The 23,229-nt window shown below is 54.1% G+C and carries 19 protein-coding genes; 8 read left to right on the top strand and 11 right to left on the bottom strand.

Annotation, left to right across the window (positions count from 1 at the left end; all coding sequences use genetic code 11):
- Positions 1-28 precede the first annotated feature (28 nt).
- The 5 genes from HALTITAN_RS14030 to HALTITAN_RS14050 form a co-directional block, all read right to left on the bottom strand.
- On the bottom strand, positions 29-925 hold the full coding sequence (locus HALTITAN_RS14030; protein WP_009287498.1) for an NAD(P)-dependent oxidoreductase: 897 nt from the start codon (positions 923-925) through the stop codon (positions 29-31).
- 67 nt (positions 926-992) lie between these two features.
- Positions 993-2,048, bottom strand: a complete 1,056-nt coding sequence (locus HALTITAN_RS14035) for an Ldh family oxidoreductase (RefSeq protein ID WP_009287499.1) — start codon at positions 2,046-2,048, stop codon at positions 993-995.
- Between the two features lie 38 nt (positions 2,049-2,086).
- A complete protein-coding gene (locus HALTITAN_RS14040) occupies positions 2,087-2,965 on the bottom strand; it encodes an NAD(P)-dependent oxidoreductase (RefSeq protein ID WP_009287500.1) in 879 nt (292 codons plus the stop codon).
- A gap of 131 nt (positions 2,966-3,096) precedes the next feature.
- Positions 3,097-4,062 (bottom strand): GntR family transcriptional regulator, encoded by a 966-nt coding sequence (locus HALTITAN_RS14045; RefSeq protein WP_009287501.1) that lies wholly within the window; start codon positions 4,060-4,062, stop codon positions 3,097-3,099.
- A gap of 28 nt (positions 4,063-4,090) precedes the next feature.
- Positions 4,091-5,620, bottom strand: coding sequence for a UxaA family hydrolase (locus HALTITAN_RS14050; RefSeq protein ID WP_027956961.1), 1,530 nt, complete (start codon positions 5,618-5,620; stop codon positions 4,091-4,093).
- Between the two features lie 550 nt (positions 5,621-6,170).
- On the opposite strand from HALTITAN_RS14050, the gene HALTITAN_RS14055 reads away from it, so the two are divergent.
- From HALTITAN_RS14055 to HALTITAN_RS14070, 4 genes are all read left to right on the top strand, one after another.
- The gene (locus HALTITAN_RS14055; protein WP_039859518.1) at positions 6,171-7,304 is read left to right on the top strand and encodes an iron-containing alcohol dehydrogenase; all 1,134 of its coding nucleotides are present in this window, start codon (positions 6,171-6,173) and stop codon (positions 7,302-7,304) included.
- A gap of 189 nt (positions 7,305-7,493) precedes the next feature.
- Positions 7,494-8,420 carry a tripartite tricarboxylate transporter substrate binding protein gene (locus HALTITAN_RS14060; RefSeq protein ID WP_197029746.1) on the top strand — a complete coding sequence of 309 codons (927 nt, stop codon included), beginning with the start codon at positions 7,494-7,496 and terminating at the stop codon, positions 8,418-8,420.
- 167 nt (positions 8,421-8,587) lie between these two features.
- Complete coding sequence (locus HALTITAN_RS14065; RefSeq protein ID WP_236614960.1) at positions 8,588-8,923, top strand: tripartite tricarboxylate transporter TctB family protein; 336 nt, start codon at positions 8,588-8,590, stop codon at positions 8,921-8,923.
- On the top strand, positions 8,911-10,413 hold the full coding sequence (locus tag HALTITAN_RS14070; protein WP_009287504.1) for a tripartite tricarboxylate transporter permease: 1,503 nt from the start codon (positions 8,911-8,913) through the stop codon (positions 10,411-10,413). The genes HALTITAN_RS14065 and HALTITAN_RS14070 overlap by 13 nt, the downstream gene beginning before the upstream one ends.
- A 109-nt stretch (positions 10,414-10,522) precedes the next feature.
- Here HALTITAN_RS14070 and HALTITAN_RS14075 read toward each other — a convergent pair whose 3' ends face one another.
- The 5 genes from HALTITAN_RS14075 to HALTITAN_RS14095 all read right to left on the bottom strand — a co-directional run bounded on the left by HALTITAN_RS14075 (position 10,523) and on the right by HALTITAN_RS14095 (position 16,186).
- Positions 10,523-12,097 (bottom strand): aldehyde dehydrogenase (NADP(+)), encoded by a 1,575-nt coding sequence (locus HALTITAN_RS14075; protein WP_009287505.1) that lies wholly within the window; start codon positions 12,095-12,097, stop codon positions 10,523-10,525.
- Positions 12,098-12,127: 30 nt separating this feature from the next.
- On the bottom strand, positions 12,128-13,114 hold the full coding sequence (gene araD1, locus HALTITAN_RS14080) for an AraD1 family protein (RefSeq protein ID WP_009287506.1): 987 nt from the start codon (positions 13,112-13,114) through the stop codon (positions 12,128-12,130).
- A gap of 42 nt (positions 13,115-13,156) precedes the next feature.
- Positions 13,157-14,458, bottom strand: coding sequence for a TRAP transporter large permease (locus HALTITAN_RS14085; protein ID WP_009287507.1), 1,302 nt, complete (start codon positions 14,456-14,458; stop codon positions 13,157-13,159).
- On the bottom strand, positions 14,458-15,069 hold the full coding sequence (locus tag HALTITAN_RS14090; protein ID WP_009287508.1) for a TRAP transporter small permease subunit: 612 nt from the start codon (positions 15,067-15,069) through the stop codon (positions 14,458-14,460). Before HALTITAN_RS14090 ends, HALTITAN_RS14085 begins: the two co-directional genes overlap by 1 nt.
- A gap of 97 nt (positions 15,070-15,166) precedes the next feature.
- Positions 15,167-16,186, bottom strand: coding sequence for a TRAP transporter substrate-binding protein (locus tag HALTITAN_RS14095; protein WP_022521929.1), 1,020 nt, complete (start codon positions 16,184-16,186; stop codon positions 15,167-15,169).
- Positions 16,187-16,424: 238 nt separating this feature from the next.
- On the opposite strand from HALTITAN_RS14095, the gene HALTITAN_RS14100 reads away from it, so the two are divergent.
- On the top strand, positions 16,425-18,170 hold the full coding sequence (locus HALTITAN_RS14100) for an IlvD/Edd family dehydratase (RefSeq protein ID WP_027956957.1): 1,746 nt from the start codon (positions 16,425-16,427) through the stop codon (positions 18,168-18,170).
- Here the strand turns inward: HALTITAN_RS14100 and HALTITAN_RS14105 are convergent.
- The gene (locus HALTITAN_RS14105; RefSeq protein WP_009287509.1) at positions 18,167-19,108 is read right to left on the bottom strand and encodes a LysR substrate-binding domain-containing protein; all 942 of its coding nucleotides are present in this window, start codon (positions 19,106-19,108) and stop codon (positions 18,167-18,169) included. The two genes, HALTITAN_RS14100 and HALTITAN_RS14105, sit on opposite strands and share 4 nt — an antisense overlap.
- Before the next feature lie 194 nt (positions 19,109-19,302).
- Between HALTITAN_RS14105 and HALTITAN_RS14110 the strand changes: the two genes are divergently transcribed.
- The 3 genes from HALTITAN_RS14110 to araG all read left to right on the top strand — a co-directional run bounded on the left by HALTITAN_RS14110 (position 19,303) and on the right by araG (position 23,183).
- A complete protein-coding gene (locus tag HALTITAN_RS14110) occupies positions 19,303-20,532 on the top strand; it encodes an aldose epimerase family protein (protein ID WP_039859520.1) in 1,230 nt (409 codons plus the stop codon).
- Positions 20,533-20,622: 90 nt separating this feature from the next.
- On the top strand, positions 20,623-21,618 hold the full coding sequence (locus HALTITAN_RS14115) for an arabinose ABC transporter substrate-binding protein (RefSeq protein WP_009287511.1): 996 nt from the start codon (positions 20,623-20,625) through the stop codon (positions 21,616-21,618).
- Between the two features lie 71 nt (positions 21,619-21,689).
- Positions 21,690-23,183: an L-arabinose ABC transporter ATP-binding protein AraG gene (gene araG / locus HALTITAN_RS14120; protein WP_027958970.1), complete on the top strand. Its 1,494-nt coding sequence runs from the start codon at positions 21,690-21,692 to the stop codon at positions 23,181-23,183.
- Positions 23,184-23,229: the final 46 nt, after the last annotated feature.

Genomic DNA, 23,229 nt, shown 5'->3' on the forward strand with positions numbered 1-23,229 from the left:
AGGTAGCCAAGAAGCTATCTTAGTGGCCTTAATCGGATACGATCTTATTGCGTTTTATACAGCTGTCATACGCTTGGGGAACGAAACTATCTTCCCCCACGTCGTCTCGAGCTAACGTAAGAAACTCGCAAAGCGGTGGCAGCATATGGGGGGCTAGCTGATAGGCGTTTAACGTTTCAGTCAGGTAGCGCATATCTTTTTCAGCATTACCAAGACTGAACTGTAACTTTGTGCACTCCTTCTGCAGTACCCACTCCATAACGGGAGCGAGCATCGCGCTGTTGGCTCCCCCTTGTGAGCAAATTTCCAGGAGTTTGTCTTGTGAAACGTCCATGCCAGCCGCCATAGTGGCCGCCTCACTGACTAGGGCAGCAGCCCCTAACGAGAGAAAATTATTAATCAGTTTCAGTTTATGCGCTGAACCAACCTTACCCACATGAAAGATGTTTTCTGCGAAACTTTCCATGACCGGCGTAATACGCGCCACTGTGGAGGCATCGCCACCCACCATGACATTTAGTCGTCCATCTCTGGCTTCACGAGGCGTGCGTGCTAAAGGCGCGTCAACGAGTACCCCCCCTTGATGTTCTACGTTTTTCGCAAGGCGCTCAGTTGATTCGGGATGAGTTGTAGAGCAGTCGACGATAATAAGCCCTTCGTGGCTTCCGGCCATTAAACCGTCAGCCCCGCTGACGATTTCGTTGACCTGTTCGGATGTCTTTACGCAGATAAAAACAATATCACTATTTCTTGCCATCTCTGCGGGAGTGCTAACTTCTGTCGCGCCTTCCTTGCATAGCGCTTCAAGGGGGGATCGATTCCTATGGGCCATCACCGTTAGCGGATAACCGTTACGTACGATATGTCTGGCCATTTCCTTGCCCATTAAGCCGAGCCCAATGAATCCGATGCGTTCTTGTTTCATAGTCGCCTCTGATGAGTTGGTTCACCACACCTGAATATCGCCCACTAGACCTTTGCATGAGCGGCTGTTATTGCAGTGCCCGAGGGAAAGTAACCCCCAGACGTTCCGACCAATCGGCTAGAGCTTCGGGAACACCGTCTGGAAGAGGCACGCCCTCCTGCGCATAACGCTTATGGAGGGCAAGTCCGCGCTCGCCAGGAATCCGTACTGGAGGGCTACCTTCCGCAACAGGATTGTTACGGCAAGCATCCACCAAAGCGCCAGTTTCGCGTTTGAAGGCGTCAAGCCCACCAAAGGCTTCGGGATCCATGATCTGTACCATGACCGAGGCACCCCATTGTGCAGGCGCCTGCACACGGCCAAATCCAGCGAGCCCAGACGTTAAGGCTTCCACCATTAGCCCCAGCGCATATCCCTTGTGGCCGTGGTCAAGCCCACCAATTGGCATGATGCTCCCCTTAGGCTCATCGAACAGCACGCTAGGTTGATCGGTCGCATTGCCCTGGTGATCCTTAAGCCACGGATACGGCAGTTGGCTGTTTTGTTTGTGAAGTCGGCCGACCATGCCATTAGTGGTAATGGATGTGCTGACATCTAACAGAACCGGGCCTGAAGCCGTCGGATAGCCCACAGCGATAGGGTTAGGGGTGTGGGTCGCTTGCAAACCGCCATACGGGGCAACCGACTTAGTCGCCGGATCGGATGATTCGATCACCACCACGAGGTCTTGATCAGTGGCACGTTTCAGATAGGCTGCCAAGCAGGCGATATGATTTGAGCATCGAATCACGACTGTCCCTGTGCCGCAGGAGCGAGCCATCAATTCGGCGGTTTCCATCGCTTTAATGATCAACCAGGGGCCGGGAAGATAACGACCATCCCATGTCTGCACGGCAGCGCGTTTGGAGATTACCTCATACTCACCTGACACAGGCATCCGGCCAGACTGAATCTCGCCAAGGTAAGGGGATAGTAGCTGAAGCCCGTGAGTCGTGTGTCCCATTAAATCGCCTTCGACGAGTATCTCGGCAACTGCTTGAGCCTTTTCTTCTTCGAGCCCGGCTGCCACAAGTAAAGCGGTGCTGAATTGAGTAATGTCCTGCACGTCGTAATGGTGGCTCATTGTATTTATTCTCCTAAATTTGTTGTTGTCAGGCTCTCTTAATCATTGCGCCGTCTGAGTTGATTGATTAAGGCGCTATGGTCTAACTCGCCATCCCCTTGATCGACGAGCTCTTCAAAAAGTGTGTTGACCAATGACGAAATCGGTAGCTTAAGATGTAGCGTGTCGGCAAAAGCCATCGCGGTCTGGGTATCTTTCAATTGCCATTTCGCTGGCCCACCCGGGGTAAAGTTTTCCTGAATCATACGCTGCCCGTGTATACGCAAAATGGTCGAGTCAGCAAACCCACCTTCAAGCGCACTGAGCATTCGCTCGGGGTTTGCCCCGCCCTGTTCTGCCAATAGTATGGCTTCTGCCACGGTAGCAATGGTGTTGGCCACAATCATTTGATTGGCGAGCTTAGCAAGTTCCCCGCTACCTGCAGGGCCAACATGAACGGGCCTGCCGAGAGATAAGAGAATGGGTTCTACTGCTTTAAAACTTACGGCATCGCCACCCACCATAATGGCCAGCGTGCCGTCGATCGCTCCCTGCTCACCGCCGGAAACCGGCGCATCAAGGTAATTAATCTGGCTCTTGGCGGCTTCTCCTGCTTGACGGCGAGCGGTTTCGACAGGTATTGAACTCATGACAATAAGTGTGGCGTCACGCTGCATGGCATTGAGTAGGCCGCTAGGGCCCAACAGCATTTCATCACACACAGGCCCAGAGCTAAGCATAACGATAACGACATCGCTTTCGGCAACGGCTTCTTCGGGCTTTTCTACGATGGTGGCACCCACCGACTCTAAACGGTTGGCTTTGCTTTTTGTTCGATTCCAGACAAGCACTTGGTGTCCTGCATGTGCCAAGCGTGCTGCCATCGGCGCACCCATAATGCCCGTGCCAATAAATCCGATAGTACGTGACGTTGTCATTATTAGTTCCTCTATCTAGATGAGCCATTGAAGAGAAGGGGCGGTGCGTTTCTATATCTCATGCAAGATTTCAGCTACGTTTCTCAGCTACGTTCCAGCGTGATGGGGCATCCACGTTCGTTATTTGGTTGTTAGCGCAGGTAAAGCGGTATATCGATATCACCTGATTCTCGGAAGTTAATCAGCCGGTCGAGTACCTTGGATTCTGAACGCTCTAAATGGGTTGCCAAGGCTTTGCCTGCTTGCGCAGGTTGTTGCAGGCGCATTTTTTCAAATATCCATAAATGTTCATCGAAGAAAGGATCTTGATCGGGAAGCTTTAATACTCGTCCAAGCAGGTGTTTACTGACTAATAAGATAGGATGCGTGCGCCGGAGCATATTCATGACCTCCTGGTTATCACCTAAACTAACGGCGGCATGATGGAGGTCATTTTCTAACTCATCCAGTAGCTCCCCCTTTATATCAGGATAGCTCTCAGCAGCGTGTTTGAGTTTGGTAATATAGCCTTTAATGGCACTTTCTGGCATATGTTTTGTGGATCGCGCAATCATATAAGGTTCTAATTGGCGACGTGCTTCATAAAGATTATGTAACCGCTGATCATTCAGAGGCACCACGCTCCAGCTATTATATTTAATCTTCTCGACTAAACCGATAGACTGTAAATAGAGCAAGATTTGGTGAGTGACTGTGCGGCTGACATTAAGCGTTTTGGAAAGCTGCAGCTCATTGAGTTCAAACGCACCCTTAATCGAACATAAAACGATGTCATGCTCAACGCTGTCGATATGCGCCCGCCAAGAAACGATACGGTCTACTTTTGGGGCATGGCCAAGTTGTTTGAAATCATGCTCACTGAGCGCACGTCGCACTACCTCACCTGGCGATGCGCCTACTAAATAGCCGCGCCCCTCAAAACGGCAGATATACTGCTCTTCGTGCAACCGGCTTAATGTTTGCCGAACGGGCGAGCGGCTAATACCAAACAGCTCCGCTATATTTCCCTCAAGCAGTACTAAACCGGGTTCAAGACGTTTCCCAACAATACTCTGCTTAAGAGCCGTGTAGAGTTGGTCGCGCAGCGTTTTTGTCATAGTCAGTTAATGGCTCTCTAATGGAAATTTAGGTGACGGCACCTACCAGCCAGGGAACGAATTCATTATTACCGTAACCCAATGATTCGCTGGCGCTCATATCACCTGAAGCGATGGCAATAATGCGCTCAAAAATCTGCTCTCCAACACTTTCTACACTGTCAGTGCCATCAACAATAACGCCACAGTTTATATCCATGTCTTCATGCATTTTCTCATACATGGAGGTATTCGTTGCGAGCTTAAGGCAGGGGGCGGGTTTGAAGCCTGAGACTGAACCTCGCCCAGTGGTAAAGCAGACTACGTTAGAACCGGAGGCGATTTGACCCGTGACCGAAATCGGGTCATAGCCAGGGCTATCCATAAAGTTAAAACCGCGCGTGGTCATCTTCTCAGCATACAGCAGCACGTCGTTAAGGCTCGACGTTCCGCCTTTAGCTACTGCGCCCAATGATTTCTCAAGGATAGTTGATAGCCCACCCGCTTTATTGCCTGGGGAAGGGTTGTTGTTTAGCTCAGCGCCATTTATCTCAGTGTAATGTTTCCACCAGGTAATCCGGTCGAGTAGTTTCTGGGCGACGTTCTCATTAATGGAGCGGTCTATCAGGAGGTTTTCAGCGCCATAGATTTCGGGGGTTTCGGCGAGTATAACGCTGCCACCATGTTGCACGATAAGGTCGGCGGCATGGCCCAAAGCTGGGTTCGCGGTAATACCTGAGTAGCCGTCTGACCCGCCACACTGCAATGCAACCACTAAGTGCTCAAGGGGCGCAGGTGCACGCTGCTGTTGGCCGTGTTGGGTGGCCATTTGCATGATGTGATCACAGGCCGTTTTGATGCTAGTGCGTGTCCCTCCCGCGTCTTGAATATTAAAGTAAGCCAGCCGCGAGGCATCTTCCAACCCCTTTCTTTTGACTAATGTTTTGACCTGGTTGGTCTCACAACCCAGGCCAATGATGAGTACAAAAGCAAAGTTGGGGTGCTGGGCATACCCTGCGATAACACGCTCAAGAAAGGCAAAACCTTCTGAGTCAGTATTCATGGCGCAACCAGAACCATGGGTAATGGCCACTACACCATCGAACCCCATTTGGCTTAATTCCCCAGACTGATTGAGCGCGTCCGCAGCGGCTTTAGCCACCGTGGCAGAACAGTTCACGGTAGAGAGAATACCAATATAGTTACGCGTTCCCACGCTACCATCAGCCCGTTGGTAGCCTTGAAACGTCCGTGAATGGCTAACGGTGACGGTTTTTTGATGGGGCTGAAAATCTTCCAATGAAGAACTAAGTTCAATCATGGTGAGGTTGTGGGTGTGCACATGCTCACCAGGATTAATATCCCGTGCAGCCAGCCCAATCAGTTGGCCATATTTAAAAACGGCCTCACCATTTTTGATAGGCGTGAGCGCAACTTTATGCCCCGCATCAATATTTTCTTGAGCAAGCGTGCCCTTTTTATCAATGGGTATATCTTTTGGAACTGCTTTTGAGGCAACGCCTACGTTATCCCGCGGATTGAGATGAATAATAACTGACGGGGAATTAATGAGATTCATCGTTTACCTCAAGCTGATTATTGGGCTTTTGTTGCAAGGGTCAGGCGCAAGCTTAAAAGCGATCATTGTGGGTGCACTCTAGCAAGCCGGCCGCGTACGTCGATTAGACTATTGTTCTATATAATGTTCATTGAGCGCAATGGTCATCTAGTCTAGATTGCTTTCATACACGCGGCGCACAAAGCTAATTGCCGATTGCGGCTCAGTTGGAAGGCCAGCTCACGATTACGCCGCAGATGGATGATGTGATTTGGATACGGCGCGGCCATCCATCGCTTCTTACGGCCTGTGTGTTACCAAGATCTCCCCATGGCCTTGCTGCCGGAGGCGCTGAAGGAGAGCAATCCCCTGAAGGTAATCCGCTTGGTGGATGGGCAGCGTGAACATGCCCATATTTGAGCCGCCGTTCACAGTTTTGCTAGGCGTTTTTTGTAAAGGCCTTGGCAGCTGCAAAATACATTACTAGACTGTTATCACGCAGTCATACTGTATGACACCTTGAGTGAAGAGATTGCTGGGTTCACGAGCAAAACAATAATGAGAAATGACAATGCCCCACATAATCAATTATTTAACAAAAATTCAGTTCGGTGAAAGCGCTATTGCTGAATTAGCCAATGAGCTGCAATTGCTGAAGATAAAACGACCGTTGTTTGTGACTGATAAGGGGCTCAGTGCTACCCCTCTTATCACACACGTTATTGAGTCTGCTCAGCTTGATGATGGCGCATGTGTTTTCGATGATACGCCGTCCAACCCTACGGAAGTAGCGGTAGAGCAAGCGCTTACTTACCTGCGTGAAAGCAAATGTGATGGCATTATTGCCATTGGCGGTGGTTCCAGCATTGATTTAGCTAAAGCGGTCGCCTTACTTTTTAATCATCCTGGGCCGTTACGCCAATACGCTGCGATTGAAGGCGGCGTGACAAAAATTAAAGCCGATGTGCTGCCATTAATAGCAATACCGACAACGGCGGGAACCGGTAGTGAGGTGGGAAGAGCCTCATTGATTACCATGAAAGACAATCGCAAACTTGGCTTTCTTTCTCCTTATCTGATTCCTTCGGTCGCTATTTGTGATCCTCGTTTGACGCTAGGTCTACCACCTTTTTTGACTGCCGCCACGGGTATGGATGCGATTGCTCACTGCGTTGAAACCTTTTTAAGCCCCAAAGTGAATCCTCCGGCTGAAGCGATTGCTTTAGATGGGCTGACGCGCGCTAGCAAATATCTAGTAGAGGCAGTTGAAAACGGAGAAAACTTAACGGCTAGAAATGAAATGATGATGGCGGCCCTTGAAGGCGCCATGGCTTTTCAGAAGGGGCTGGGAGCGGTGCACTCCTTATCCCATGCATTAGGCGGCCTGCACGAGTTAAAACTTCATCACGGTACGCTCAATGCTGTGTTGATGCCGACTGTGCTTAGATTTAACCAGCCCGGCTGTGAGGAAAAGTTTGCTCGTCTCAAAGAGGCGATGGGCCTCAACCCTAGTGACGATTTAGCTGAAGCATTTGAAAAGCTCAATGTGAAATTGGGGATGCCTGCTGGCTTGAGCGAAATGGGCGTCATGGAAGAGCACTTGGATCAACTGGCTCAGTGGGCATTGGAAGATCATTCCACGGCGACCAATCCGCGCGCGCCCTCTAAGGCAGACTTTTATGACATGCTCAAAGAAGCTTTCTGATAAATAGAGTTCTGTCCACTTAATAGTCCGTAAAGGAGGTCTTTGACAAGAAAAACGTAAAGTAATAAAGCATGCAGTTCCAAAAATGATAATTAATTGTAAGCAATACATTACTAAAGGAAAATGAATATGATAATTACAAACCATTCCCTTAAAACTATTTTTGCTTCAAGTATAGCCGCAGCTGTTATGACAGCGTCTGGCTCTGCCCTTGCGGATTACCCCGAACGCCCCCTTACGTTGATTGTGCCTTGGGCTGCTGGTGGTGGCACTGATGCGACGGCGCGAACTATCGCCCGTGCTCTGGAAGAAGAGCTGGGGCAGAACGTCAATGTTGTCAACCGAACAGGGGGCAGTGGCGTTGTTGGTCATACCGCCATGATTAATGCTGAGCCGGATGGTTATACGATTGGCTTGGCTACTGGCGAAGTTAACATGATGCATTGGTTGGGTTTAACTAACCTTACGTATGAAGATTTTACGCCTATTGCTCAAATCAACTACGACTTTCCAGGCATACAGGTAGCAGCCGACTCTCCTTATGAAACCCTTGAAGAGCTCCTTGAAGCGATACGCTCTGAACCTAAAGGCACGTTTACTGCTTCGGGTACTGGCCAAGGCGGTGTGTGGCATCTAGCCTTTGCTGGCTTTTTGATGGATCAAGGTATTCCCGCCGACCAAGTGATTTGGATTCCTAGTGAAGGAGCAGCACCAGCGATGACTGAGCTGGTGTCTGGGGGGATTGATATCGTACCAAGCTCGGTGCCTGAAGCCCGCTCAATGATCGAGGCCGGTCGCGTTAAGAGCTTTGCGGTAATGTCTCCAGAGCGTATACCCAGCTTCCCTGATGTTCCCACCACTAATGAGTTAATCGGTAGTAGCTATCAAGTGGGCGAGTGGCGTGGAATTGCAGGGCCTAAAGGCATGGATCCAGAAGTAGTAGCAACACTTGAATCAGCACTAGAGACTGCTTACAACAGTGATACTTATCAAGGGTTTATGAGTCAGCAAGGTTTTGGTACCGAGTGGCGTAACGCGGAAGAGTTTGGCCAACTCATGGAAGATATGGATAGCGTATTCGGTGAAATTGTTGAACAAGTTGGCTTAGCTAACTGAGGAATGACAATGCGGGATTTTTTCGCCGGAATAGCGTTCGTTATTGCTGGGATTGTTACGATCATTACTGCCCAGCAGTTTCCTACTCTACCAAGCCTGCAGTATGGACCTTCGCTTTTCCCCTCCCTCATAGGGGGGGATTTTGCCTCGGTGGGGCTGTACTTGCCTTGAATGCATTATGGCTTAGAAAAAAAGCTGTCGCGCAAGAAGCACACGGTAGTCCATCCCTAGCTGGCTCACTGCCTGAGAAAAAGAATTGGGCAATGTTGTTGCCACCAGTATCGATTGTCTTTTATATCCTGGCAAGCGACTACCTTGGTGCAATGTTGACGATAATGATCATTATGTTTTTGCTGATGTTATTAAGAAAAACATCACCCTACATAGCATTGGCAACATCTCTAGCAGTGTCGTCAGCTATTTATTTTATCTTCTCGCGCTACTTGCTCGTTCCATTGCCGCAAGGTCTTCTATTAGGGGGTAGCCTGCCATGGATATCTTAATGAATGGGGTTGGGCTGGTTTTAAACTTTGAAACCTTGCTGGTTATTTTAGCGGCTTCACTGTTTGGTATATTTGTAGGTGCAGTCCCCGGCCTTACTGCGACAATGGCAGTAGCGCTATTAGTACCTTTAACTTTCTACATGGATACCATCCCGGCTATTGCTGCCATTGTAACGACATCGGCGATGGCGATCTTTGCGGGTGATATTCCGGGTACCTATCTAAATATACCGGGCACGCCTGCATCGGCTGCTTATGTAGGGGAGTCCTACGCATTAGCGAAAAAAGGCAGGGCAAGAGAGGCCTTAGGTATTAATTTAGTATGTTCTGTTTTTGGCGGTATTTTTGGCACCATCGTTTTAATTGTTGTGGCTCAATCCCTTGCTGAGGTAGCGCTGCAGTTCAGTGCATTTGAGTACTTTTGGCTTGCGGTGCTCGGGTTAAGCTGTTCAATTTTTATTTCAGTTGGTTCTAGAACAAAAGCATTCCTCTCACTTCTTTTTGGCATTCTGCTTTCAACCGTAGGGCTTGATATGATGAGTGGTGCTCCACGTTTTACATTTGGAGTGCCCGACCTTATGGCCGGTATTAACTTTATACCCGTTATGATTGGTATGTTTGCTCTAAATGAACTGATGAGCTATTACGCTTCAAAATCTGAGAAGAAAACAATCAGTATCGTCGATAACGATAGTGTCTTCCACAATGTACCTGGGCATATTAAACGTTACTGGCGTAACATGATACGTGGTAGCTCAATCGGCACGTTGATTGGTGCACTGCCGGGCGCGGGTGCAGATATTGCGGCCTGGATCTCGTATGGTGTGGGAAAGGGTAGGTCAAAAGAGAGTGCCAAATATGGCACCGGTAATATAGAGGGCATCATGGATGCAAGCTCCGCTAATAATTCCGGTATCAGTGGTGCATGGGTGCCCGCTTTAGTCTTTGGGATTCCAGGTGACTCTATTACTGCCATCGTCATTGGCGTTTTATACATGAAAGGGATGAATCCTGGGCCCACTATTTTTATGGATGGGAGTGGATTGATCTATGCGCTGTTTATGGTGTTTATTTTAGCTAATTTGATGATGCTACCTATTGGCTATATGGCTATCCGACTTTCAAAGTTTTTCATCCTAACACCCAGCCGGGTACTAATGCCCATAATATTATGCTTTTGCATTGTGGGGGCTTTCGCTATCAATAATAGCGTTGTGGATATTTGGTTAATGCTTATTGTAGGGCTAGTGGCTTATGTATTGGCTGTGAATGACTTTCCAATGGCGCCAGCCATTCTTGGGTTAGTGTTGGGTTCCGTTGTTGAGAATAATTTCATGAGCGCAATGTTGCGTACCGGTGGTGACTTAACGAGCTTCTTTGCAAGACCAATCAGTGCGGGGCTTGGCATTGCGGTGATTTTACTATGGTGCTCACCGCTTTTGATTAAAGCTTATCGCTATCAGCAGCATAAATCAGGAAGTGTATATTAGTCTGTCAGTTACTATGAAATAAGCGCAGCGAGGCAAATATGGCCTCGCTGCGCTAGTTCGTAAGTCTGTTTTATAAGACTATCGTGAAGCCATCGCTGGCTTTATTACGTTATTCACGCTTGCCATCGACCAGGCGCGATACTCCTGCAGGATTGCCATCACGAATAGCGTCGGGCAGTAGCCCTTCCGGCAGCGCCTGATAGCACACTGGGCGCAGGAAGCGGAAAATCGCAGCGCTACCTACTGAGGTCGTGCGTGAATCCGAGGTGGCAGGATAAGGGCCGCCATGCACCATGGCGTGGCACACTTCTACACCCGTCGGCCAGCCGTTGGCCAGGATACGTCCGGCCTTGCGCTCCAGCGTCGGCAGCAGTTGCTTGGCAGTCGCCAAGTCACCGTCATCCATCTGCAGCGTAATGGTGAGCTGGCCTTCTAACTGAGCCGCAACGCGGGCCACTTCCTGGGTGTCAGCACAGGCGATCACCAATGAAGTCGAACCGAACACCTCTTCCTGTAACGCGGGGTCGCTCAGAAACGCCTCGGCTTGGGTAACGAACAGCCCGGCCTGGCAGGGGTGAGCTGTCTCACCTGCCTGGCCGCGTGCCACCTCGGTCACCTTGGCGTGGCTGGCGAGTCGGCCTACGCCCTGTTGGTAGGCATCATGGATACCCGGCGTCAGCATGGTCTGGGCAGCACTGCCCTTAACTGCTTCACCGGCCGCCGCAACAAAGGCGTCCAGTTCAGGGCCCTGAACCGCAATGACTAGCCCCGGGTTGGTGCAGAACTGCCCGGCACCCATGTTGAGTGAACCGACAAATCCCTCCGCAATCGCTTTACCGCGTGCCTTGAGGGCTTCCGGAAGTAGAAACACCGGGTTAATGGAGCTCATCTCGGCGTAAACCGGGATCGGCTGCGGCCGCGCCTGGGCGGTAGCCATGAGCGCCGTGCCGCCGTTACGTGAACCGGTAAAGCCTACTGCCTGGATGCGAGGGTCGGCAACCAGCGCCTGACCGATTTCGCGGCCCGAGCCAAACAGCAGCGAGAAAACGCCCTCAGGGAGTTCGCACTTGGCAACGGCGCGTTGAATGGCGCGACCTACCAGCTCAGAAGTGCCGGGGTGGGCAGAGTGGCCCTTGACCACTACCGGGCAGCCGGCGGCCAGTGCGGAGGCGGTATCGCCACCGGCAACGCTAAAGGCGAGCGGGAAGTTGCTGGCGCCAAACACTGCCACCGGGCCCAGGCCGATATGGCGCTGACGCAGGTCGGCGCGGGGCAGCGGCTGACGATCGGGCATGGCCGGATCGATACGTACATCCAGCCATTCACCTGCGCGCACTACCGAGGCGAACAGCCGCAACTGGCCACAGGTACGTCCACGTTCGCCCTCTAAACGCGGGCGGGGCAGGCCGGTTTCGGCCATGGCACGTTCGATCAGCTCATCGCCGATCCCTTCGATCTCGGCGGCAATGGCTTCAAGAAAGCTGGCCCGCGCCTCTAAGGAGGTCTCGCAATAGCTATCGAAAGCCGCCTCGGCTAATGCGCAGGCCTGTTCGACCTCGGTCTTGCTGCCGCCGGGGTAGGCGGGCGCCAGCGTTTCGCCGGTGGCGGGATTTACCGCATGAATGTCAGCCTGTTGGCCGCTAATGGCCTGCTGACCGATCAGTAGTTTACCTTCCAGAGTCATACTTCCTCCTGCTGGGGTGGTTAGAGTACGTTAAAGCGACTTTACGCTGATGGGCGGTGCGTCTGCTTCCACCCGTAGAGGGTTGCGCAGGGCGCGACCAAACTCATTGATTTTGATCTCGAAGCGATCGCCCTCGCGCACCTTGATGCCGTCGGCGAAGCTCAGTGTCGCGGTACCGAAAAAGTGCACATGCACATCGCCGGGGCGGCGGAAGCCCGGGTATTTAAAGTGGTGATATTCCAGGTTGGCCAGGCTATGGGCCATGTTGGCCTCGCCGGTGAGAAAGGGCTTCTCCCACACTGTTTCACCACTGCGATGAATAGCGCTGGTGCCTTCCAGATGATCAGGTAGTTCGCCGATCAACAGTTCGGGACCAAAGCTGCAGGCGCGTAGCTTGGAGTGAGCTAACCACAAGTAGTTGAAGCGCTCGGTCACGTGATCAGAAAATTCGTTACCGAGGGCGTAGCCGACCCGCCAGGGCTGGCCGTCATCACCAATCACATAGAGGCCCGCCAACTCAGGCTCCTCGCCTGCATCTTCGGCGAAGGCGGGGGATGGAATCTCCGCTTCTGGCGCCACCACGCACTGGCCATCGCCCTTGTAGAACCACTCCGGCTGTGCACCTACCTGGCCTGCATCGGGTTTGCCGCCCTCCACGCCCAGCTTGAACATGCGCATGGAGTCGGTCATATCCTCCTCCGCGGCCTGGGCTTTGGCATGCATTGCCGAGCGGGTATCGGCACTTCCCAGGTGGGTAAGGCCGGTGCCGGTGACCAGGCAGTGGGCCGGGTCGGTATGGGTCAGCGGGGGTAGCAACTGTTTAGTGTCGACCAGCGCTTGATAATCCAGGCGTGTGTCGGTCAATGCTTCCGTCAGCATGTCGCTAAGTGGCTTGCCGGCGGCAATGGCCCGATTGGCCAGGGTGTAGGTGTCGCAGTCGAGCAGTCTGACCTGCTCTTCGCTTTCGACCAGGGCGGCGCGAACCTGGCCCTGGTGGTCACACTGAATCAGTCGCATGGCGGTCTCCTTATGCAGAGTCAGTCAATAGTGTAGCGGTCATCATAGTGGCCAAATGGCCAGTTGCGGCCACATCAATAGCGCCGCGAGTACGCACAGCTGAATGGCCATAAAGGGTAGTACGGACAGGTAAATATCCTTGAGGCTGATATCCGGCGGTGCCACGCTTTTAAGGTAGAAGGCGGCGGGCCCAAAGGGTGGCGACAGGAACGATACCTGCATATTCACGGCGAATAGAATGCCGAACCAGATCGGATCGAAACCGAGCTGAATAACGATGGGTAGAAAGATCGGCAGAGCCAGCATGGCGATCCCGATCCAGTCTAGGAATAGCCCCAGCACGAGCATAATCGCCATCATCACCAGAATGATCACAATGGGCGCTACATCGAGTCCCAGGATCAAGCTCGAAACAAAACGGTTGCCTCCCATTAAATTATAGACGCCCACCAGGGCGGCGGCGCCGATGCCGATCCAGATGATCATGCCGCAGGTATTCATGGTCTGCCCAAGGCTATGGTGCAGCATACCCGGGGTGAATTCGCCGCGAACAATAGTGGCGAGCAGTACACCGAAAACACCCATGGCCGCGGCTTCGGTGACCGAGGCGATACCACCGTAGATAGTGCCCAGCACTAAAAAAGCGATCAGCCCTGGTAACAGAATGGCCTTGACCGCGTCCAGCTTAGTGGCGAAAGGGTTATCCTGGGTATCTCTATCTAACGGCGGGCCCAGTGCGGGATTTCTCAGGCAGCGCACCAGCACATAGGCAATGTAGCAACCCATCAAAATCACCGCTGGCGTCACGGCTGCGGCGAACAGGTCAGCAATCGATACGCTGGCGATCAGACCGTAGATAATCAGCACGATTGAGGGCGGCATCATGGTGCCCAGGGCGCCCCCGGCACACACCACCCCAATAGAGAGGTGTTTGTCGTAGCCCAGGCGGAGCATTTGGGGCAGCGCCAGAATCCCAAGCAGCACGATCTCACCACCGATAATGCCCGAAAGAGCGGCCAGGAAGAACGCTACCACGATGGTCTGCACCGCCACGCCACCTGGCAGGCGACCGGCGAAGACGCGCATGGCGTTGAACAGGTCTTTGGCGATTCCGGAGCGATCCAGCAGTGATGCCATCAACACGAACATGGGCACCGCCACCAGCGAATACTCGGTGATAAACCCATAAACGCGGCTGGTGACCAGGGGCAGCGCCGCCTCGCCGAACCAGCCGAAGGTGAACGCCATCGCTACCAAGCCGGTGATAAACGCCAGCGGCAGACCGGTGACCAGTAGCGCGAAAATGGCCCCGACCATGAGGATCGTTGCGGTTGAAATATCCATCAGCGCGCCTCCTCGATGTTGGCAGCGGGTTTCGCTTTAATCGATTCCCACAGATGCAGGCAGGCCTGTAGCGTCATCAACACCAGAGCAAACAGAATCATGCCCTTGACCATAGCGGGAAAGGGCGGATTCCAAGAGGTGCCGGAGCGCTCCAGCGACCACTCACCGAGCGGGTTATGCGAAGCTCCCCAGAACATATGAAAGGCGGCATAGCTCATTGTCAGGCAGAAAATCAGGGTGAGCAGGTCGTTGAAACGATCCATCCAGCATTTCAACCTGGGCCCGGCGCTGTCGTAAAGCACCTTGACGCGGATATGGCTATTGCGCGCCATGGCCGCTGGACCGCCCAATACAAAGATAACGGCGATCAGAAACACGACGGTTTCATGTACCCAGGAGGTGGGGTTGTTGAAACCGTAGCGCATAAAGACTTCGACGACGCTGATGCCCATCGCGACCAGCACGAGCCAGGAAACGGCACGGCCGCCCCGTGCAATTAAGCGGTCTAAAGCATTACGTTCGGGAGACACCTCTTCCACCGTTTCGAGGATCTCGGGGAGATCCTGGGTATTCGGCGAAGGGGTTTGATTGTCAGGCGTTTTTTGGGACATGGCGCGACTCTACGCGCAGCGCTCGGGGTGTTTGCCCGAGCGCTGCGTTGGTTAGATTAATGAGGCCGGTTGTGAGCAGAGAGTTGAGAACACAGAGTTAGAGCAGATTGCGCGAGCGCAAAAAGGCGGTCGCCGAGTCATAAATCTTCTGGGTCATCTCATTTTCACCCGCCCACTCTTGCCACTCCTGCTCAGCCGCGGTGCGGAATTTCTGACGCTCTTCTTCGGGCAAGTTGAAGGGGTGAACGTCTGGGTCATCCTGAAGCCGCTGCAGGGTCTCAATATCCTGCTCCTTGAGGCGGGCAATCAGGTCGTAGGCCATGCCATCAAAGGCGGTATTGAGGGTCGTCTGTAGCTCCTCGGGCAAGCCATCCCAGATGTCTTTATTGATCGACACAGCGATCATGGGCATGGAGTGAAAGCCAGGGTAGAGCGGGTAGGGGGCGAAAGCGTGCAGACCCATGGCGTCGTTATTCGAGAGCACCGTGGAGTCTGCGGCGTCGATTACGCCTTTTTCCAGGCCGGTATACACCTCAGAGCCCGGCAGATTAACGGGTGTGGCGCCAATGCGCTCGAAGATGTTGTACACCATGCCTTGAGGGGCACGGATTTTTAGCCCTTCAAAGTCAGCGATGGATTCGATGGGCACCGTGGAGGGTACCGACTCCAACGGAAAGGTCGCTGCGCTGATCAAATGGGCGCCATAGGGTTCGACCAGTTCGTTGTAAAGCTCTTCACCGCCGCCGTATTTCATGTACTCCAGGAAATCGTAGGGGTTCTGCCAAGCACCAACAAGATTGCCGAGCATACCAAAAGCCGGATCCTGGCCAGAGAAGTAGCTGGGGTCGGTCATATGACCCTGCAGAATCCCTGAGCTAACGGCGGTCAATGTCTCAGTAGGGCCAACCACGGAATTAATCGGCATTACCTCGATTTCAACACGGCCATCGGTCATTGCCGTAATTCGCTCGGCCCACTCTTGTTTGATCTTAAAGCTGGGTTCGCCCGAGGTTTCTGACGCCTGAAATTTCCATTCGTACTCGGCTGCCTGGGCCGCAGAGAGGCCCAGCAGTAGCACGGAACCAGTGAGTAGCGAGCTGTATTTCGATTTGAGCATAGCACTATTCCTCAAGTTTTTTGTTGTGGAGAGCGTGGTGGTTAACGCTGTAATGCAACGGGCCAATGACCCACGTGGGAGGGTAATGTTGAACATTAAGAGCAATTGTTCAACATATACTTTTGTATGGTCGACTAGATTGACGGGGTAGTTTAGTGTCTTGCGCATTCGGCACCCACTCTCGACGCCAACTCTCAGGTCGTCAGCCGTCACCGAAATAAAACAAGGAGTTAACCTCATGGGCCAACGTCAACGTCCGCTGCGCAGTGCTGAATGGTTTGGCACGGCTGATAAGAACGGTTTTATGTACCGCAGTTGGATGAAAAACCAGGGCATTCCCGACCATGAGTTTCAGGGCAAACCGATCATCGGTATCTGCAACACCTGGTCGGAGCTCACACCTTGCAATGCGCACTTTCGTAAGTTGGCGGAGCACGTGAAGCAGGGCGTGCTGGAGGCGGGTGGCTACCCGGTGGAGTTTCCGGTGTTCTCCAACGGCGAATCCAACCTACGGCCTACCGCGATGTTTACCCGCAACCTGGCCAGCATGGACGTGGAGGAAGCGATTCGCGGTAATCCCATCGATGCGGTGGTGCTGCTGGTGGGCTGCGACAAAACTACCCCGGCGCTACTGATGGGCGCGGCGAGCTGCGATATTCCCACCATCGTGGTCACCGGCGGACCAATGCTCAACGGCAAGCACAAGGGCAAGGACATTGGTTCCGGCACCGTGGTCTGGAAGCTCTCCGAGCAGGTCAAGGCGGGTGAGATTTCACTCCACGACTTTATGGCCGCCGAAGCGGGCATGTCCCGTTCTGCGGGCACCTGCAACACCATGGGCACCGCCTCCACCATGGCCTGCATGGCGGAATCCCTGGGCACCTCGCTACCCCACAATGCGGCGATCCCTGCGGTAGACTCTCGCCGCTACGTGCTGGCACACCTTTCGGGTAACCGGATTGTCGAGATGGTCAACGAAGACCTGCGGCTCTCCAAGATCCTTACCAAGGAAGCTTTCGACAACGCCATCCGTACCAACGCCGCCATTGGCGGCTCCACCAACGCAGTGATTCATCTCAAGGCCATTGCTGGGCGGATTGGTGTGGATTTGACCCTGGACGACTGGAGCCGTGTAGGCCGCGGCACGCCCACGGTGGTCGATCTACAGCCCTCGGGGCGGTTCTTGATGGAGGAGTTCTACTACGCCGGTGGCCTGCCCGCGGTGCTTAGACGCCTGGGCGAGGCCAACCGGCTGCCCTTCAAGGACGCCTTGACCGTCAACGGCAAAACCCTGTGGGAGAACGTCCAGGACGCCCCGCTGTACAACGACGAAGTGATTCGCCCGCTGGATAATCCGCTCACCGCGGACGGCGGCATCTGCGTGGTGCGCGGCAACCTCGCCCCTAATGGCGCGGTGTTAAAGCCCTCGGCAGCCACGGCCGAACTCATGCAGCACCGAGGTCGTGCGGTGGTGTTCGAGGACTTCGACGACTACAAGGCGCGCATCAACGACCCGGACTTGGACGTGGAAGCCAATGACATTCTGGTCATGAAGCACTGCGGCCCACGTGGTTATCACGGCATGGCGGAGGTGGGCAATATGGGCCTGCCGCCCAAGATCCTCGCCCAGGGCATTACCGACATGGTGCGCATCTCCGACGCCCGCATGAGCGGTACCGCCTACGGCACCGTGGTACTGCACGTGGCACCCGAAGCCGCCGCCGGTGGCCCGTTGGCCGCGGTACGCAACGGCGACTGGATCGAGCTCGACTGCGAAAGTGGCCGGCTGCATCTGGAACTCAGCGACGAAGAACTGGCCTCGCGCCTGGCCGAAAGTGACCCCACTGCCGCCTCAACGCTGATTGCCAGCCAGGGCGGCTACCGCCAGCTGTATATCGAGCGGGTGCTCCAGGCGGACGAAGGTTGCGACTTTGACTTCCTGGTGGGTTGCCGCGGTTCTGATGTGCCGCGGCACTCGCATTAACTGGACTGAGCAATCACTTCCCGCAGAGTGCTCATTAATGCGGCGGCACCGGGGGAGAGTCGCTGGTGGCGTAAGCTCACCAGCCCATAGGGCTGAACGCTTAGCGCCTCGCTAAATGGCAGTAGATGAAAACGCTGCGGTGGGCAGAGCAGGTCAGCGGCTTCCCGTGTAGTCACCGTGATGGTATCGGATTTGTCGACGAGGGCCAGCGACAGCAGCAGGTCAGCGGTATCGACGATCTGGCGGGGCGGCGCGACCTGATGGTGCAGAAATAGGCTATCCACCCGCTGGCGCATCAACGCGCCAGCGGGCTGCAGCGACCAAGGGAAGCCCGCCATATCAGCAAGGCTCAGCGTTTGTTTATCGGCTAATGGATGCCCTTGGCGGCACACAAAGCAGAGTTCCTCCTCGCCAATCTCCTCGAAGACAAAGCGCTCGGCATCGACGCCTGCGGGTATGCGAGTAATCGCGAAATCCAGTTCGCCTTCCAGTAGGCGTGGTACCAGCACTTTGCTGACATCCACATCTACGCTGATTTTTAGCCCTGGCCGGTCGCGGTGCACCCGTTCGATGGCGCTGGTGAGCAGCGTAACCGCTGGCGCCATTACCGTGCCGACGGCTACCGTGCCGGCACTGCCCTCGCCGAGAGCGTTTAGCTCCTCACCGGTGTGGCGTAGCGCTGAGAGCATGCTGTGGGCGTGGCGAATCATAATTTCGCCATACCAGTTAGGCGTTAGCCCACGGGGGTGGCGATCGAACAGCCGAATACCCAGGTTGGCTTCCAGGTCGCTGAGCAGTTTTGAGGCGGCGGGCTGGCTCATATTGAGCTGAGCCGCCGCGCGGTGCAGGTTGCGCTGCTCGTCCAGGGCTAAAAATAGCTGAAAATGACGCAACTTTAGTCGCACGTCTAAAAACCAGTTTTCGCCGAGAATGCCCATGGCATAAGCCTCGTGTTGTTATTGATACTTAGAAGTATATCGATAGTGAGGCATTTGTATATTGGTTGGTTATGCCAGACATGGCTACTGTAGTGTCTGTATCGGTCATGATGAACTGTGGTAACTCACTGAGTTTTCTGACCAAGCCTAACAACAATAATTTAGCAACAAAGTATGCCTCCAGGAGGAAGCTCATGCCTCTCATGTACAGCCAACGATTAAGAAATGGTTCACCTCTTCTGCTCGGTGCAATTGCCGCGGTACTTTTGGCAAACACCGCACAAGCCCAGAGCAGTTCTGAAGCCAACGCGGGCAGCAGCGTCGGCAGTGGTATCCAAACATCGGTGTTTGGCCATCTACCCGATGGTCGCCAGGTGGATGTCTATCAACTTACCAACGCCAATGGTATCGAGCTGCGGGTGACCAATTACGGTGGCATCATTCTGTCGCTGAAAACCCCTGATATGGACGGTAAGTTTGACGATATAGCGCTGGGCTTTGACTCTTTGGAAGCCTACCTCTCCGATGAGTACCGTCAGGCCAATCCTTACTTCGGTGCCATTATTGGTCGTTACGGCAACCGTATTGCGGGTGGGCAATTCTCCCTCGATGGAGAAACCTATTCATTGGCTACCAACGATGGCAGCAACCACCTGCATGGCGGCGACCAGGGATTCGATAAAGTGCTATGGCAGGCCGAACCATTCGAGAGTGACGCAGGCAATGGATTGGTACTGCGCTATACCAGTGAGGATGGCGAAGAGGGCTACCCCGGTAAGTTGGAGAGCGAAGTTACCTATACGCTGACCGATAATGACGAGCTGATGGTGGATTATCGGGCGGTAACCGATAAAGCCACCCCGATTAACCTAACCCAGCACAGCTACTTCAACCTAAAGGGTGAGGGTAGCGACACCATTCTCGATCATCAGCTGATGATCAATGCCCCTGAGTTTACCCCGGTCAATGACACCTTGATTCCAACCGGTGAGATCCGCTCGGTGGAGGGCACGCCGTTTGACTTCACCCAGGCGACGCCCATTGGCGAACGGATCGAGCAGGAGAACGAGCAGCTTGCCTTTGGTGGCGGTTATGACCACAACTTTGTGCTTGCCCGCGATAACGCTGCATCAGATGAGCTGGTCTTGGCTGCCAAAGTATGGGAGCCCCAAAGCGGACGCCTGGTGGAAATCACCACCACCGAACCCGCGATCCAATTCTATTCCGGCAACTTCCTTAACGGCGACCTGACCGGCAAGCAGGGCCAGGCCTACGGGCACCGCTCCGGCTTTGCGCTGGAAACTCAGCACTACCCTGACTCTCCCAATCAAGAGGCGTTTCCCAGCACGATCCTAGAGCCGGGCGAGACTTATCGCTCACGCACGGTCTATCGCTTTTCCGCGCAGCAAGACCTGGGCTCGTAATCTCGATTCATCATTACTATTACCAACCGTCAGTGGTTAGTAATCAAAAATATCAATAAAAACAACTCTCAAAATAGCAGGAGTACAACAATGAAATTGACGACAACATTTACCCGTTTAGCACTTGGTAGCGCGATTATGCTGGCCTCACTAGGGTCAGTACAGGCCCAGGAAGACGAGGTGAAGATTGGCTTTATCGTTAAAAAGCCGGAGCAGGCGTGGTTCATTAACGAACAGGAGGCGGCTACTGAAGTAGGCGAAGAGCTCGGCTTCGAAGTGGTACGCCTTGGCGGCGAAGACGGTCAAGAGGTGCTTAGCGCTATTGATAACCTCTACTCCCAAGGCGCTGAAGGGTTCGTAATCTGCCCGCCAGACGTACGCTTGGGGCCAGCGATTATGAACCGTGCTAACCAGTACGGCATGAAAGTAGTCACTGTGGATGACCAGTTTGTTAACTCAAGCGGTGAGCCCATGGAGGGCGTGCCGCACCTGGGTATGTCGGGCACCAAAATTGGGCGTCAGGTGGGCGAAGCCATTAACGCCGAAATGGAAGCGCGCGGCTGGAACCCCGAAGAGGTAGCCGCGCTGCGGATCACCAACAACGAACTGCCGACCGCCGTTGAGCGTACCGACGGCGCCACCGAGGCGCTGATAGCCGCGGGATTCCCAGAAGATAATATTTTCGACGCGCCTCAGCAGAGCACCGATACCAGTGGGGCTTTCTCTGCTGCCTCGCCGGTGCTTTCCCAGCGTGGCGATTATGAGCACTGGGTGATCTATGCCCTTAACGAAGAGAGCGTGCTCGGCGGTGTTAGGGCGACCGAGCAATATGGCTTAGCGCCGGAAGATGTGATCGGCGTGGGTATCAATGGCTCCGGCGCCGCCTTTGCCGAGTTTTCCCGGGATAACCCCACTGGCTTTCACGGCACGGTAGCGGTCAGTTCCACCATGCACGGCCGCCAGACCGCCGAAGACCTCTACCGCTGGATTAGCGAGGATCAAGAGCCCCAGGCCAACACTGAAACCTCCGGCACGTTAATGACGCGCGACAACTGGGAAGAAGTGCGCGCAGCGCTCGGTCTATAAAGCGCTTGATTGGCAATGAAAGAGGCCTGTAACGGGCTCGCTGTTACAGGCCATCTGTGGAGTATTCATGCATGTCTGATGCTTATTTACGGTTCGACGGGATTAGCGTGGTGTTCCCCGGGGTGCGCGCGCTGGATGGGGTGAGCTTTGCCGCCCACGCCGGTCAAGTGCATGCGCTAATGGGTGAGAACGGCGCGGGTAAATCCACCCTGCTCAAGGTGCTCAGTGGCGTTAACCGGGCAGCCGAAGGCGCGCTATGGATCGATGGCCAGCGCCACGTATTCAGCAACGCCCGGGAGGCGCTGCGGGAAGGCATCGCGATTATCTACCAGGAGTTGACGCTCTCGCCCAATATGTCGGTGGCCGAGAATCTGCTGCTGGGCCAACTGCCCACACGGCAGGGGTTTGTTAACCGCCGCGAGTTAAAACAAAAAGCCCTGGCGATTCTGGCTGATCTTGGCGAGGGGGAGATTCACCCCTCGACCAAGGTGCGCGAGCTCTCCATCGGCCAGCAGCAGATGATCGAGATTGGCCGTGCGCTGCTGCGAGACGCCAAGGTTATCGCGTTCGATGAGCCCACCAGTAGTCTCTCTATTCAGGAGATTCGCCAGCTAAAACGTATCGTCCAACGACTGCGTGATGAAGGGCGGGTGGTGCTCTACGTGACGCATCGCATGGAGGAGGTGTTTGAGATGTGCGATGCGGTCACCATCTTCCGCGATGGCCAGCATATCCGCACCCATGAGGATATGTCGGCACTCAATCACGACCTGTTAGTGAGTGAAATGGTCGGCCGGGATATCGACGATGTTTACGGCTACCGCCCGCGCACACAGGGCGATGTGGTCTTGAACGTGGAAGGAATCCACGGGCGCGGCCTCAAGGCGCCGGTGAGTTTCTCCGTCAAACGCGGGGAAGTCTTCGGGCTGTTTGGTCTGGTGGGCGCGGGGCGCAGCGAACTGCTGAGGCTGATCTGCGGGGTCGAATCGCCCAAGGCCGGCAGCGTACAGTTCAACGGTGAATCGCGACGTTTTAAAAGCCCTGGCGAGGCGATACGCGCCGGTATTGCCATGTGTCCAGAGGATCGTAAATCCCAGGGTATTTTCCCGGTGGCCAGCGTGGCTGACAACCTCAATATCAGCTGCCGGCGCTTTTTCAAACGCTGGGGCATGTTTCGCCACCCCGGCCGTGAGCGGCGCAATGCCGAGTCGTATATCCAGCAACTCAGTGTCAAGACACCGGGGCCACGTACGCCGATCGGCAAACTTTCCGGCGGCAACCAGCAGAAGGTGATTCTAGCCCGCTGGCTTGCCGAGGAGATTGATCTGTTTGTGATGGACGAGCCGACCCGAGGCATCGACGTCGGCGCACGGCGGGATATTTACTCGCTACTTTACGATTTGGCCGAACAGGGCAAAAGCGTGGTGGTGATTTCCAGTGACCTGGCAGAAGTCAGCTCCATCTGTGACCGCATCGCGGTGATGCGCGACGGTGAACTGGTGGACATAGTGCCGCGGGAATCGGCTACGCCGGAACGCCTGCTGGGCTTGGCGCTACCTGCCTAAGTGTCAGCTTTTTTTAAGGTTTTCAAGATATTCGTTCTTAAGAGAA

Source organism: Vreelandella titanicae BH1 (assembly GCF_000336575.1).
Lineage (GTDB): Bacteria > Pseudomonadota > Gammaproteobacteria > Pseudomonadales > Halomonadaceae > Vreelandella > Vreelandella titanicae.